Raw genomic sequence first — 14,411 nt, 5'->3', positions numbered from 1 at the left:
CGGGAATCGAACGGTATCACCGATGCCGAAACAGACCCTTGATTAACCGAACGGCGTTAGGATACGGTGCCCGAGTAAACCTAACGGCGTTTGGTTCAGGAGTGGTTCCGTGGATTTCCAGCTCACCCCCGCGCAGGCTGACCTGCGCGAACTCGCCCGGACCTGGGTGGACAAGGAAGTCGTGCCGTATGCGGCGCAGTGGGATCGCGACGAGTCGGTGGATCGGGCGATCGTCGGCAAACTCGGGGCGCTAGGGTTCCTCGGCATCGGGATCGCCGAGGAATTCGGCGGGTCCGGCGGCGACACCTTCGACTACTGCCTGCTCCTGGAGGAGCTCGGGCGCGGTGACAGCGCGGTGCGCGGCATCGTGTCGGTTTCGCTGGGCCTGTTCGGTAAGTCGATCGCCGCGTACGGTACCGAGGAGCAGAAGCAGCGGTTCCTGCCCGGGATCTGCGCGGGTGAACAGCTCGGGTGCTTCGCGCTGACCGAGCCCGGCACAGGCTCCGATGCTGCGAACCTCGACACCCGTGCGACTCGTGACGGGTCGGACTGGGTCCTGTCCGGTACCAAGATCTTCATCACCAACGGCACCTGGGCCGATACCGCGCTGGTGTTCGCGCGAACCGGCGGGCCGGGGCCGAAGGGTGTCACCGCGTTCCTGGTGCCAACGGACGCACCGGGTTTCGGCCGCACCGAGGTCAAGGGCAAGCTCGGGCTGCGCGGCCAGGCCACCGCCGAAATCGTCCTCGACGGGGTTCGGGTGCCCGACGCGCTGCGCCTGGGCGAGGAAGGACAGGGTTTCCGGATCGCGATGTCCGCGCTCGACAAAGGCCGGATCGGGGTCGGGTCCGGGTGTGTCGGCGTGGCTCGCGCCTGCCTCGAAGCCGCGGTGCGCTATGCCGGTGAGCGGGAACAGTTCGGCAAGCCGATCGCCGGTTATCAACTGGTCCAGGAACTTCTCGCCGATATCGCTGTCGAGACCGACGCCGCGCGCCTACTCGTGTGGCGCGCCGCCGATCTTGCCGATCGGGGCCAGTCCTTCGGCACCGCCGCGTCGATGGCGAAGCTGTTCGCCTCCGAGACCGCGGTCAAGGCCGCGAACAACGCGATCCAGGTGTTCGGTGGCTACGGCTACATCGACGAATACCCCGTCGCCAAATACCTGCGCGACGCCCGCGTGCTGACCCTCTACGAAGGCACCACCCAGATCCAGAAACTGCTCATCGGGCGCGCCCTCACCGGCGTGAACGCCATTGTCTGACACAGGAGTACGACCCATGACCCACCGAACAGCCTTCGTTACCGGGGCCGCCCGCGGTATCGGCGCGGCGACCGCGACCCGCCTCGCCGAGGACGGATTCGCCGTGGCCGTCGTCGATCTCGACGCCGACGCCGCGATCATGACCGCCGGGAAGATCAACGCCGCGGGCGGCACCGCGATCGGGCTCGGCTGCGATGTCGCCGACGAGGCACAGGTGGCCGCCGCCGTCGCGCGCACCGTGGCCGACCTCGGCTCGCTCGACGTGCTCGTCAACAACGCGGGCGTGCTGCGCGACAACCTGCTGTTCAAGATGTCGGTGCAGGACTGGGACACCGTCATGGCGGTGCACCTGCGCGGTGCGTTCCTGTGCTGCAAGGCCGCGCAGAAGCACATGGTGGACAACGGTGGCGGCGCCATCGTGAACACCTCGAGCGTGTCGGCGCTGGGCAATCGCGGCCAGGCCAACTACGCCGCTGCCAAGGCGGGCATCCAGGGGCTGACCCGCACTCTCGCCATGGAATTGGGCCCGTTCGGCATTCGCGTGAATGCGGTCGCGCCCGGTTTCATCGTCACCGAGATGACCGCGGCCACCGCCGAGCGCATCGGCATCACCTCCGAGCAGATGCAGGCCAAGACCGCCGAGATCACCCCGCTGCGCCGCGTCGGGCAGCCCGCCGATATCGCCAATGTTGTCGCCTTCCTCGCTTCTGACAACGCCGGGTTCGTCACCGGACAGACCGTGTACGTCGACGGCGGACGCCGTCTCTGACTTTCGGAGAAACACCATGCAGAGAACAGTTTTCAACGAAGAGCACGAAGCCTTCCGCAAGACCGCGCGCGCGTTCATCGAGTCGCAGGTCGCACCGGTCTACGACCAGTGGTACGAGGCGGGCATCGTGCCGCGCGAGTTCTACACCAAGCTGGCCGAGCTCGGCGTGTTCGGGATCGAGGTGCCAGAGGAATACGGCGGCGCCGGCATCGAATCGTTCAAGTTCCAGGCGATCCTGCTGGAGGAAACCACCCGCGCCGGTGTGTCTTTCGGCGGTTCGGGCGTGCACGTGGGGCTGTGCCTGCCGTACCTGAAGAACCTCGCCACCGACGAGCAGAAGCAGCGCTGGCTGCCCGGGTTCGTCTCCGGCGAGATCATGTTCGCGATCGCGATGACCGAGCCGAGCACGGGTTCGGATCTCGCCGGAATGCGCACCACCGCAAAGCTTTCCGAGGACGGCACGCACTACGTGCTCAACGGGTCCAAGACCTTCATCACCGGTGGTGTGCACGCCGACCGGGTGATCGTCTGCGCGCGGACCGCCCCGCCGTCGGAAACCGATCGCCGCCACGGCATTTCGCTGCTGGTCGTCGACACCAAGTCGCCCGGATACGCGGTGGGCCGCAAGCTGGACAAGCTGGGTCTGAAGGTCTCCGACACCGCCGAACTGTCCTTTACGGACGTGCAGGTTCCGGTCTCGGACCTGTTGGGTGAAGCCCACAAGGGCTTCAGTTACCTGGGGCAGAACCTGCCGCAGGAACGCCTGTCGATCGCGATCGGCGCCTACGCCCAGGCCAAAGCCGCGATCCGGTTCACCCTCGAATACACCAAGGGCCGAACAGTTTTCGGTCAGCCGGTGTCGCAGTTCCAGAACACCAAATTCGAGCTGGCTGCCTGTCAGGCCGAGGTCGATGCCGCCGAAGCTGTCGTCGATCGCGCGCTCGAGGCACTGGATCTCGACGAGCTCACCCCCGCCGACGCGGCCTCGGCCAAACTGTTCTGCTCCGAGGTGGCCTCGCGGGTTATCGACCGCTGCCTGCAGCTGCACGGCGGCTACGGCTACATCAACGAGTACCCGGTGGCGCGGCTGTACGCCGACAACCGGGTCAACCGGATCTACGGTGGGACCAGCGAGGTGATGAAGATGATCATCGCCAAGGACATGGGCTTGTGACCGGCGCCGCGTACCTGGTCGACGGCGTTCGGACGCCGTTCGGCCGCTACGGTGGGGCGCTGGCCGGTGTTCGTCCCGATGACCTTGCCGCACACGTGATCTCGGATCTGATGAAGCGGCTGCCGAGTGTGGACTTCGGTGCCGTCGACGACGTGGTGCTGGGGTGCGTCAATCAGGCGGGCGAGGACAATCGCAATGTCGCGCGGATGGCCGCGCTGCTGGCGGGACTGCCGGTGGGCGTGCCCGGGGTGACCGTCAACCGTTTGTGCGCCTCGGGTCTGGACGCGGTGGGGTATGCGGCCAGGGCGATTCGGGCCGGCGATGCGGATCTGATGATCGCCGGTGGGGTGGAGTCGATGACCAGGTCGCCGTACGTGCTGGCGAAAGCTGGTGCGGCGTGGGATCGTTCGCCGGAGATGGTCGACACCACCATCGGGTGGCGGTTCGTGAATCCGCGGATGCGTGAGCTGTACGGCACCGACTCCATGCCGGAGACCGCGCAGAACATCGCCGATGAGTACGGCATCGCGCGCGCCGATCAGGACGCGTTCGCGTTGCGTTCGCAGGAGCGCGCGGCAGCCGCGATCGCCGGGGGCAGGCTCGCTCGTGAGATCACGGCTGTGCCGGTGCCGCAGCGTCGCGGTGAACCCGTGGTCGTGGATCTGGACGAGCATCCGCGCGAAACCAGCGCTGAGTCGTTGGCCGCGCTACGGGCAGTGATGCCCGGTGGGTCCGTTACCGCGGGCAATTCCTCGGGGATCAACGATGGGGCCGCGGCGCTGTTGATCGCCTCCGAAGATGCTGTTCGCCGGTACGGGCTGACTCCGCTCGCGCGGGTCGGGGCGGTCGCCGCCGCGGGCGTCGCGCCGCGAACCATGGGCATGGGGCCGGTGCCTGCCGTGGAAAAGCTTTTGTCGCGAACGGGTTTGGGTCTGGGCGAGATCGATGTGTTCGAACTCAACGAGGCCTTCGCCGCCCAGGCGCTGGGGGTGTTGCGCGGGCTCGGTCTGCCCGACGACGCCGACCACGTCAACCCCAACGGCGGGGCGATCGCGCTCGGTCACCCGCTCGGCGCCAGCGGTGCGCGCCTGGCGCTGACGGCCGCGCTCGAACTCGTCGAACGCGATGCTCGCCATGCCGTCGCCACCCTGTGCGTCGGTGTCGGTCAGGGACTCGCCATGCACCTCCAACGGTGACCGGTGCGGTGATCGCAGACAGCGGAAGGCCCTGGTGCCCCCGTCGGTCGCGATCACCGCACCTACAGCCCCGCCGGTGCGGTCACCGCATCGACCCGATCACGCCTTGCCGCGTGCCCCGGCAGGCGGCAGCAGTACCCACTCGCCATCGCTGTCGAACTCTAGGAACGCCCATGAACGCCACCCTCTCCCTGGCGAGCATCCTCGCCGAACCCGCCCGCCGCCGCCCAAACCACCTCGCCCTCGTCGAAGGCGCAAACCGCATCACCTTCGCCGAGCTGTGGCAGCAGGCCCGCGAGCAGGCGGGTGCCCTGATCGCGCGCGGCGTGAAACCCGGTGACCGGGTGGCACTGCTGTGTCCGAACACCGCCGACTTCCCGCGCGCCTACTTCGCTATCCTCGCCGCGGGCGCGACCGTGGTGCCGGTGCACCTGCTGCTCACCGCACCCGAGATGGAGTACGTGTTGCGAGACAGCGGTGCGTCGCTGCTGATCTGTCATCCGATGGTCGCCGGGACAGGCGCCGAAGCTGCCGCGGGCGCCGGCATCGACGTGATCGCGCCCACCGACCTTGTCGGCGAAGCGATTTCGAACTTCGTCTCCCGCGGCCCGCTCGACACCGCGGTCGTGTTCTACACCAGCGGCACCACCGGCACACCCAAGGGCGCCGAACTCAGCCACCTCAACATGGTGATGTGCGCGACCGTGAACACCTTCGACGCCAACGAGATCCACCGCGACGACATCGCTCTCGGCGCGCTGCCACTGTTCCACGTATTCGGGCAGACGGTGTCGATGAACTCGCACTGGCGGGTCGGCGGCACCCTGGTGTTGATGCCGAGATTCGATGCGGCAGCGGCTGTTTCGCTGATGGCGGCCGAGCGGGTGAATCTGTTCCACGGCGTGCCGACCATGTATCTGTCGTTGATCGATGCGGCGGCTTCGGCACCGGAACTGCCCGAGCTGAAACTGTGCATCAGCGGTGGTGCCGCATTGCCGGTTGCCGTGCTCGAGGAATTCGAACGGATCTTCCATGCGCCGGTTCTGGAGGGGTACGGGCTGTCGGAGACTTCGCCGACCGCCGCGGTGAACCAGCCGATCTACGGCACCGAGGCGGGCACCGTCGGGCATGCCGTGTGGGGTGTCGACGTCGAGATCGCCGATCCCGCGATCACCGACCGGATCGAACTGCTGCCCATCGGCGACGTCGGGGAAGTGGTGGTGCGCGGGCACAACGTGTTCAGCGGCTACACCGGCAGGCCGGAAGCGACCGCCGCCGCCGTGATCGACGGCTGGTTCCGGACCGGCGACCTCGGCACCCGGGACAAGACCGGCCGCGTACGCATCGTCGACCGGATCAAGGAAATGATCCTGCGCGGCGGCTTCAACGTGTATCCGACCGAGGTCGAAGCGGCCCTGATGCGGCACCCGAACATCGCGCAGGTCGCCGTGATCGGCGTGCCCGACCCGCATTACGGTGAGGAGATCGTCGCGGTCGTCGTGCCGGACGGCGTGCTCACCGCCCAGGACGTGATCGACTTCGCCAAGCTGCAGGTCGCCAAGTACAAGTACCCGCGCCGCGTCGAATTCGTCACCGAACTACCCCTCGGACCCACCCACAAGGTCCTCAAACGCGAACTGCGCCAACGTTTCGGAGGAGCCGCATGACCACCGATTTCCCGGATTTCGACACCCTGCGCGCCGCCATCGGCACCGAACTCGGCCCCAGCGACTGGTTCACCATCGACCAGCACCGCATCGACCTGTTCGCCGAAGCCACCGACGACCACCAGTGGATCCACGTCGACCCCACCCGCGCCGCCGCAGGCCCCTACGGCACCACCATCGCCCACGGCTTCCTCACCCTGTCCCTGATCGTCCCCATGACCCAGCAGATCATGACGGTCAGCGCCGCGAAGGCGGGCATCAACTACGGACTGGACAAGGTCCGCTTCCTCACCCCCGTCCCGGTCAACAGCCGACTCCGAGCCCACCTCACTCTCACTCAGGTAACCGAAGTCCCGGGCGGCGTCCAGATCCACCGCCACGTCACCGTGGAACTCGAGGGTGCCGACCGCCCGGCCTGCGTCGCCGACTCCATCGCCCGCTGCCTGCTCTGAACTTCGATTCGCGGAAGTCGGTGCCGCACAGCCGAATTCGTAAACCTCTGGCAATCGGCCGATCGTCGTGTGACGCTGGGCGGTGCCACTGACCGACGAAAGGATGTCAGCAGATGAAGCTGTGTGCGGTGACGCTCGATTGTCCTGATCCGCTGGCCTTGGCCGAGTTCTATCAGCGAGCGACCGACTATGCACCGCATCCGATCTCGGATGCGGAGTTCGCCGGCTTGATCAGTCCGGGCGGGTTCTTTCTCGGCTTTCAACGGGTGGACGACTACCAGCGTCCGCAGTGGCCGGGCCAGGCGTCTCCCCAGCAGTCGCACCTCGATTTCGCGGTACCCGACCTCGACGAGGGAGAGACGCGACTGCTGAGCCTCGGCGCGGTCAAAGCCGAGCATCAGCCGAACGAGGACCGGTGGCGCGTGCTCCTCGATCCGGCCGGTCACCCGTTCTGTCTGGTGATCGACCGCGACCAGAGTTAGTCGTCGGCCAGGTAGCGCTCGACCGAGCCGTCGTGGTGGGCGGAACCGCTGGGGGCGACGGAGAAGGCGACGAGCATGGGGGTCCTTTCGAGTGGGGTGGGTTCCATGGTGCTCGGGTCGGGCGCAACTGTGCGCCGACGCGCGGGGGAGTGGGTGCGACCATTACCCTCTATCGGGTGGCGATATCCAAGGTCGAGCGGCTGATGAATCTGGTCATCGCGCTGCTGTCGACCAGGCAGTTCCTGAGTGCGGAGCGCATTCGCGCCAGCGTGGCCGGTTACGAGGACTCGGTGACCGACGACGCGTTCAGCCGGATGTTCGAACGCGACAAGAACGAATTGCGCGATCTGGGCATCCCCCTCGAAGTCGGTCCGGTGGGGCGGTTCTCGACGCTCGAGGGGTACCGGATCAACCGGGACGCCTACGAGTTGCCCGATATCGACCTGTCGAGCGAGGAAGCCGCGGCGGTCGCCGTCGCGGTCCAGATGTGGGCTTCGCCGGAATTGGCGGGGGCGGCCGAGGGTGCGCTGTTGAAGCTGCGCGCGGCCGGGGTCACCGTCGAAACCGACAACGTCGGAGTATCGGTGCCCGCGGTGCCTGCCCGCACGCGTGGATCGGAGCCGGTCCTGCGGGAACTCCTCGCGGCGATCGACGCGGGGCAGGCGGTGCGCTTCGGCCACCACAGCGCCGTCACCGATCCGTTCGTGACCCGCGACGTCGAACCGTGGGGTGTGGTGACCCGGCACGGGCGCTGGTACCTCGTCGGACACGATCGCGAACGCGACGCCGTGCGCACGTTCCGGCTCTCGCGCATCGGCGGTGAGGTGCGGGCGTACGGTCCGGTCGACGCGGTGCACAAACCCGCCCATACCGACCTGCGCGCGATTGTCGATCGGGTCACCGGCGACGCTCCCGTCACCGGATCGGCCACCGTGTGGGTCGCCAAGGGACGCGGTCGCGAGTTGCGCCGCATCGGCACCGAAGTCGAGACCCGTGACCTGGGCGGACGCCCCGGCTCGGTGCTCGAGGTGCCGGTCCGATCCCGCGACTGGGTGGCCCGACTGATCACGGGTCTCGGCCCCGATGTCCTCGTTCTCGAACCACCGGAACTGCGCGCCGACGTGATGAACCGGCTACGGTCGGTACTCGACCACACGGAGGTCACGTCGTGAGTTCGCGCCTGTCCCTACGCCTTTCGCGCCTGCTGAACATGGTGCCGTACTTACTCGCGCACCCGGGCATCAGCGCGGCCGAGGCCGCCGCCGAACTGGGTGTCACCACCAAACAGCTGATGAGCGACCTCAACCAGCTGTGGATGTGCGGCCTGCCGGGTTACGGCCCCGGCGATCTGATCGACCTGTCGTTCTCCGAGGAGAGCATCGAGGTCACCTTCTCGGCAGGCATCGAACGCCCGCTGCGGCTGACCTCCACCGAGGCCACCGCCCTGCTGGTCGCCCTGCGCTCGATCGTGGAAATGCCGGGCATGGTCGACCCCACCGCCGCGCACGCCGCCATCGCCAAGATCGAATCGGCGATCGCCAGCACCGACACCGCCGTGAAGCCTGTCGAGGTTCCGGTCGAACAGCCGGTGGTCGCGACCGTGCGGGCCGCGCTCGCCGACGTGCGGGCACTGCGCCTGGTCTACTACTCCGCCAGCCGCGACGAGGTGTCCGAACGCATCGTCGACCCGATCCGCGTGGTGCTGGTCGACAACAACAGCTACCTGCAGGCCTGGTGCAGGCAGGCCGAAGGTGTTCGCCTGTTCCGGTTCGACCGGATCGAGGACGCCACCGAACTCGACGAACCGGCCCGCCCGCCGAGCCACGCCGCCGCCGACGCGGCCGCACTCGACCTGTTCCAGGACGACCCCGACGTGCCCCTGGCCCGACTGCGGATCCGCGACGACTACGCCTGGGTGCTCGACCAATACCCCATGCACCGCATCGAATCGCGCGCCGACGGCAGCATCGAGGCGGGCATGCGCTTCGCCTCGGCGGACTGGATGGCCCGGTTGCTGCTCGGGTTCGGCACCGGCGTCACCGTGCTCGGCCCACCGGAACTGGTGGCGGCCGTGCGCCTGCGCGCCGATGCCGCACTGGCCGCCTACGCGGCCGCCGGACTGGTGGGGGAGACCGAACCCGCGTGAGTCAGCGAGTACTCGTCCTCGGTGCGGGCAGCGTCGGAGTCTTCATCGGCGGTCACCTGGCCGCCGCGGGCATGGAAGTGATCTTCGTCGGCCGCCAGCGCGTTCTCGACGACATCGCCGAGAACGGTCTGCGCCTGACCGATCTGGACGGCGGCTCCACCGAGGTGCCACCCGACCGATTCGGCCTCGCCCTCGAACCCGACGAACCCGAACTGGCCGACCTGGTCCTGGTGACCGTGAAATCGGCCGACACCGCTGCCGCGGTCCGTGCCGTCGCGGGCCGATTACGCCCCGGCACGCCGGTCGTGAGCCTGCAGAACGGCATCGGCAACGCGAGCCTGATCCGCGAGATCCTGCCGACCAGCATCGCCCTCGCCGGAATGGTGATGTTCAACGTGGTCCATCGCGGTCGCGGGTGCTTCCACCGCGCCAGCGACGGCGTGCTGGCGATCCAGGACGACCAGGTCGTCGACCGCTTCGCCGACCATTTCCGCGCGGCAGGACTGCCGCTGCGCCGCCACCGCGACCTGCGTCCGGTGCAGTGGGCCAAACTTCTGCTCAACCTGAACAACCCGATCAACGCCCTCTCCGGCAGGCCGCTGCGCGAAGAACTCGCCGAACGCGACTACCGCCGCTGCCTCGCACTGACCCAGTCCGAAGCCCTCGCTGTGATGAACACTGCGCGAATTCGACCCGCTCAGCTCACCCCTGTGCCGCCGGAGTTGATGGTGCATCTGCTGCGCGTTCCCGACCCCGTCTTCCGTCGGGTGTTCGGCCGAGTGCTCGCGATCGACCCCCTGGCCCGCTCGTCGATGGCCGACGATCTCGCTCTTGGACGACAGACCGAAATCGCGTGGTTGTGCGGGGAAATCGTGCGTCTCGGCGAGATGGTCGGCCGCCCGACACCGGTCAACCGGCGGCTGACGGAGCTGATCCGGATCGCCGAATCCGGCGACACCGCACGCTTCACCGGAAGCCGGTTGTTTGCCGAGCTGACCGGGGCGGTCGCGGCCGCGCGGGGTTGAACGAGTGGCGAACACCGCTGCGGGCGGTCGTTCACCGGGGTCCGATCCCAGGTAGCATCGGTAATCACCACATCTTTGGAGGTATCTGATAATGGGCTCGTTCAGCTGGACGCACCTGCTGATCATCGCGGTGCTGTTCGTCCTGCTCTTCGGCGCGAAGCGGCTCCCTGACGCCGCGCGCGGTCTGGGCCGTTCGCTGCGCATCTTCAAGAGCGAGGTCGGGCAGATGCAGGCCGAGTCGGCGGCTGCCGACACGCAGACGGCCACCCCTGCCACCCCCGCGCAGCCGCAACAGCTGTCCGCGTCGGCCCCGCAGGTGCAGACCCCGGTCGTCGAGCCGCAGCAGCAGGGCCACAAGACCCTCTGACCGCGGCCATCACCCCGGGGCGGTAGCGATCGCTCCGGGGCGAAGTGCTGTCCGGTCAAGAGCATCCGCCGAACCGAGGGTTAGAGGCCACCACCCACCATGCGCATCCCGTTCGATCCCCGGCGCGCCAAGCGCAGGACGAATCCCGACGGCACCATGTCGTTGGTCGAGCACCTGCAGGAACTGCGCACCCGGCTGCTGCTTGCGCTGGCCGCCATCGCGGTGACCACCCTGATCGGCTTCTTCTGGTACGCCCACACCCTGTTCGGGCTGGAGAGCCTGGGCGAGATCCTGCGCGGGCCCTACTGTGCGCTGCCCGAATCGGCGCGGGCGAGCCTGAGCCCCGACGGCGCGTGCCGACTGCTCGCGACCGGACCCTTCGACCAGTTCATGCTCCGGCTGAAGGTCGGCCTCACCGCGGGCGTCGTGATGGCGACACCATTCTGGCTGTATCAGCTGTGGGCGTTCATCACCCCTGGCCTGTACGCGAAGGAACGCCGGCTCGCGGTCGGGTTCGTGGTGACGGGTTCGGTGCTGTTCGTCACGGGCGCCGTGCTGGCCTACCTGGTGGTCTCGCACGCGTTGTCGTTCCTGATGACCATCGGTGACAACGTCCAGATCACCGCGCTCAGCGGTAACCAGTACTTCGGTTTCATCATCCAGTTGCTGATCATCTTCGGTGTCAGTTTCGAGACGCCGCTGGTCATCATCGGGCTGAACCTGGTCGGGGTTCTGCCCTACGCCAAGCTCAAGGCCTGGCGGCGCGGGATGATCTTCGGCCTGTTCGTCTTCGCCGCGATCGTCACCCCGCAGGACCCGTTCTCCATGCTGGCGCTGGCGCTGGCGCTCACCGTGCTGTTCGAGTTCGCCGTGCAGTTCTCGCGGTTCAGCGATGCCCGCAAGGCTCGCCGGGAGGCGAAGGAGGGCTGGGGTCCGCTCGACGACGAACAAGCCTCACCGTTGGAGACTCCCGAACCGGTGGCGTCGGCCGATCCGGTGGGCGAGCCGGAGAAAACCACGCGCCCGGTGTCGGACTACTCCGATACGCTCTGACATGTGACCGACACTCCGGGGCTGCCCAGCGAACTGGCGAAATTCGCCGGTGAAATCTCCTTCGATCTGGACCCCTTCCAGCGCACCGCGTGCGCGGCCTTGGAAGACGGGCACAGTGTGCTCGTGTGCGCGCCCACCGGTGCGGGCAAGACGATCGTCGGCGAATTCGCCGTGCACATGGCCCTGGCTTCGGGCGGAAAGTGCTTCTACACCACGCCGATCAAGGCGCTGTCGAATCAGAAGTTCGCCGATCTGACGGCTCGGCACGGGCGCGAGAACGTCGGCCTGCTCACCGGTGACCAGTCGATCAACCCCGGTGCGCCGGTGGTCGTGATGACCACCGAGGTCCTGCGCAACATGCTCTACGCGTCCTCGGACTCGCTGCACGGGCTGTCCTATGTGGTGATGGACGAGGTGCACTACCTGGCCGACCGGTTCCGCGGCGCGGTGTGGGAGGAAGTGATCCTGCACCTGCCGCCCGACGTGCGGCTGGTGAGTCTGTCGGCGACGGTGTCCAACGCCGAGGAATTCGGCGCGTGGATGGAGACCGTGCGCGGCGACACCGCGGTGGTGGTCGACGAGACCCGGCCGGTGCCGCTGTGGCAGCACGTGATGGTCGGGCGACGGATGTTCGACCTGTTCGACACCAAGTCCAGCGACCGCAAGGTCGTGGTCGACGAAGACCTCGTCCGGTTCATCCGCCAGCGCGAGAGCGCCGACCGGATGCACGGCTACGGCGGCCCACGCGGGCGCGGGGGACGCGGCGGCAACTTCCGTCCGCTGCCACGACCGGACGTGCTGGCTCGCCTCGACGAGGAAAACCTGCTGCCCGCGATCACCTTCATCTTCAGCCGCGCGGGCTGCGACGGCGCGCTGGCGCAGTGCCTGCGCGCGCGCCTGGATCTGAGTCGTCCCGGTGAGGCCGAGCAGATCGACGAGATCATCGAAAAGCACACCGGCGACCTGCCCAAGGGCGACCTGGAGGTGCTCGGATACTGGGAGTGGCGCGCGGCGTTGCACCGCGGCCTGGCTTCCCATCACGCCGGCATGCTGCCCGCCTTCCGGCACACCGTCGAGGAACTGTTCGTCAAGGGTCTGGTGCGCGCGGTGTTCGCCACCGAAACCCTGGCACTCGGCATCAACATGCCCGCCCGCACGGTGGTGCTCGAGCGGCTGGTGAAGTTCAACGGGGAAACCCACGCCGAGCTCACCCCGGGCGAATACACCCAGCTCACCGGTCGTGCGGGTCGGCGCGGTATCGACGTCGAGGGTCACGCGGTGGTGTTGTGGCAGCCCGAGGTCGACACCAGCGCGGTGGCGGGCCTGGCGTCGACCCGCACCTATCCGCTGCGCAGCTCGTTCCGGCCCGGCTACAACATGTCGATCAATCTGATCGACCGGATGGGCGCCCAGGAAGCCCGAACACTGCTAGAAAGGTCGTTCGCGCAGTTCCAGGCCGACCGGTCGGTGGTTGGCCTTGTCCGTGGCATCGAGCGCAACGAGGGCGCGCTGCGCAAGCTCGAGAGTCAACTCGGTGGCGTCGACGGCGATTTCATGGAGTACCTGTCGCTGCGCGATCGGATCAAGCAGCGCGAGCGTGATATCCAGCAGCAGGGCCGGGCCGACCGGCGCGGTGCCGCGGTGCAAGCGTTGATCGGTTTGCGTCGCGGTGACGTGGTGGCCATCCCGGTGGGTAAACGGTCCGGGCTCGCGGTGATCCTCGAACCCGACCAGACACCCGGCGACCCGCGTCCACTGGTCTTGACCGAAGATCATTGGGCCGGAAGGGTTTCCGCGGCCGACTTCCCGGAACCCGCCGAGGCGCTCGGGCGCATGGATCTGCCGCGCCGGGTCGATCACCGGACCGCGCGCATCCGCCGCGACCTGGCCTCGGCGCTGCGTGGCACCGGAATCTCGGCTCCGCGTCGGGGCAAGCGCAACGACCGGGTGCGCGGCGGCGAAGATCGTCAACTCTCCACGCTGCGGCGCAGTCTGCGGTCCCATCCCGCCCACGATCGTCCCGATCGGGAGCAACTGAGCCGCACCGGCGAACGGTATTCGCGCCTCGCCCGCGAGACCGAGACGATGCGCCAGAAGGTTGCCGCGACCACGAATTCGCTGGCGCGCACCTTCGACCGGATCGTCGGGCTGCTCGAGGAACGTGGGTTCGTCGCCCACGGCGAGGTGACCGCCGACGGAAGGCGCCTGGCCCGGATCTACGCCGAGAGCGATCTCGTGGTCGCCGAGGCACTGCGGCAGGGGCTGTGGCGTGGACTCGGTCCGGCCGAGCTCGCGGCGGTGGTATCGACGCTGGTCTACGAGTCGCGGCAGGAGACCGGCCTGCTGACGCCGTCGGGGCCGACCGATCCGATCCGCCGGGCGGTCGCGGCCACCATCGAGGTGTGGACTGAACTGCGCTCCGACGAGGCACGGCACAAACTTCCGCCGACCCGCGAACCCGATCTCGGGTTCGTCACCGGGGTGTACAAATGGGCGCGCGGTGACGCGTTGGCCGAGGCGTTGCTGGCCAGTGGTGACCAGGGCACCACGATGTCGGCGGGCGATTTCGTACGGTGGTGCCGACAGGTGATCGACCTGCTCGATCAGATCCACAACACCGCCGACGATCCCGAGATCGCGTCCACGGCGGCCAAGGCGGTGCGGGCCGTGCGGCGGGGTGTCGTCGCGGTGGACGCCGCGTAGTCGAGGCGTCTGTGATTTGATTTCTTCGCGTACCGACCGTGAGGCGGATGTCGTGCGAATGCGGCAGGCCCGGCGCGGGGGGCTACCGTATGGACTAATGATGCGAGTGGAGGCGA

Annotated in this window: 13 protein-coding genes; all 13 read left to right on the top strand. The window is 67.9% G+C overall.

The annotated features are described in order from the left end of the window. Positions 1 to 109 precede the first annotated feature (109 nt). The 13 genes from ACFWUP_RS04195 (at position 110) to ACFWUP_RS04135 (ending at position 14,295) form a co-directional block, all read left to right on the top strand. Complete coding sequence (locus ACFWUP_RS04195) at positions 110 to 1,261, top strand: acyl-CoA dehydrogenase family protein (RefSeq protein WP_379230539.1); 1,152 nt, start codon at positions 110 to 112, stop codon at positions 1,259 to 1,261. Positions 1,262 to 1,277: 16 nt separating this feature from the next. Then, positions 1,278 to 2,030 (top strand): 3-oxoacyl-ACP reductase FabG, encoded by a 753-nt coding sequence (gene fabG, locus ACFWUP_RS04190; protein ID WP_379230537.1) that lies wholly within the window; start codon positions 1,278 to 1,280, stop codon positions 2,028 to 2,030. Positions 2,031 to 2,046: 16 nt separating this feature from the next. Beyond that, positions 2,047 to 3,204: an acyl-CoA dehydrogenase family protein gene (locus ACFWUP_RS04185; protein WP_379230535.1), complete on the top strand. Its 1,158-nt coding sequence runs from the start codon at positions 2,047 to 2,049 to the stop codon at positions 3,202 to 3,204. Then, a complete protein-coding gene (pcaF, locus tag ACFWUP_RS04180; protein WP_379230533.1) occupies positions 3,201 to 4,400 on the top strand; it encodes a 3-oxoadipyl-CoA thiolase in 1,200 nt (399 codons plus the stop codon). Before ACFWUP_RS04185 ends, pcaF begins: the two co-directional genes overlap by 4 nt. A gap of 173 nt (positions 4,401 to 4,573) precedes the next feature. After that, the gene (locus ACFWUP_RS04175) at positions 4,574 to 6,067 is read left to right on the top strand and encodes a long-chain fatty acid--CoA ligase (protein ID WP_379230531.1); all 1,494 of its coding nucleotides are present in this window, start codon (positions 4,574 to 4,576) and stop codon (positions 6,065 to 6,067) included. Further along, the gene (locus tag ACFWUP_RS04170; RefSeq protein WP_379230529.1) at positions 6,064 to 6,519 is read left to right on the top strand and encodes a MaoC family dehydratase; all 456 of its coding nucleotides are present in this window, start codon (positions 6,064 to 6,066) and stop codon (positions 6,517 to 6,519) included. The genes ACFWUP_RS04175 and ACFWUP_RS04170 overlap by 4 nt, the downstream gene beginning before the upstream one ends. Positions 6,520 to 6,632: 113 nt before the next feature. Then, positions 6,633 to 7,001, top strand: a complete 369-nt coding sequence (locus ACFWUP_RS04165; RefSeq protein ID WP_379230528.1) for a VOC family protein — start codon at positions 6,633 to 6,635, stop codon at positions 6,999 to 7,001. A gap of 176 nt (positions 7,002 to 7,177) precedes the next feature. Then, positions 7,178 to 8,173 (top strand): helix-turn-helix transcriptional regulator, encoded by a 996-nt coding sequence (locus ACFWUP_RS04160; protein ID WP_379230526.1) that lies wholly within the window; start codon positions 7,178 to 7,180, stop codon positions 8,171 to 8,173. Then, positions 8,170 to 9,147 (top strand): helix-turn-helix transcriptional regulator, encoded by a 978-nt coding sequence (locus ACFWUP_RS04155; RefSeq protein WP_379230524.1) that lies wholly within the window; start codon positions 8,170 to 8,172, stop codon positions 9,145 to 9,147. The genes ACFWUP_RS04160 and ACFWUP_RS04155 overlap by 4 nt, the downstream gene beginning before the upstream one ends. Continuing rightward, positions 9,144 to 10,172: a 2-dehydropantoate 2-reductase gene (locus ACFWUP_RS04150; RefSeq protein ID WP_379230522.1), complete on the top strand. Its 1,029-nt coding sequence runs from the start codon at positions 9,144 to 9,146 to the stop codon at positions 10,170 to 10,172. Before ACFWUP_RS04155 ends, ACFWUP_RS04150 begins: the two co-directional genes overlap by 4 nt. A gap of 91 nt (positions 10,173 to 10,263) precedes the next feature. Then, on the top strand, positions 10,264 to 10,539 hold the full coding sequence (gene tatA / locus ACFWUP_RS04145; protein WP_379230520.1) for a Sec-independent protein translocase subunit TatA: 276 nt from the start codon (positions 10,264 to 10,266) through the stop codon (positions 10,537 to 10,539). A 99-nt stretch (positions 10,540 to 10,638) separates the two neighbouring features. Then, positions 10,639 to 11,592: a twin-arginine translocase subunit TatC gene (gene tatC, locus ACFWUP_RS04140; RefSeq protein ID WP_379230519.1), complete on the top strand. Its 954-nt coding sequence runs from the start codon at positions 10,639 to 10,641 to the stop codon at positions 11,590 to 11,592. Positions 11,593 to 11,595: 3 nt separating this feature from the next. Beyond that, entirely contained in the window at positions 11,596 to 14,295 is a 2,700-nt protein-coding gene (locus tag ACFWUP_RS04135) for a DEAD/DEAH box helicase (protein ID WP_379230517.1), read from the top strand. Positions 14,296 to 14,411 lie beyond the last annotated feature (116 nt).

This window comes from Nocardia sp. NPDC058658, from assembly GCF_042716665.1.
Classification (GTDB): Bacteria; Actinomycetota; Actinomycetes; order Mycobacteriales; family Mycobacteriaceae; genus Nocardia.
This window is presented reverse-complemented; position numbering and strand designations above follow the sequence as displayed.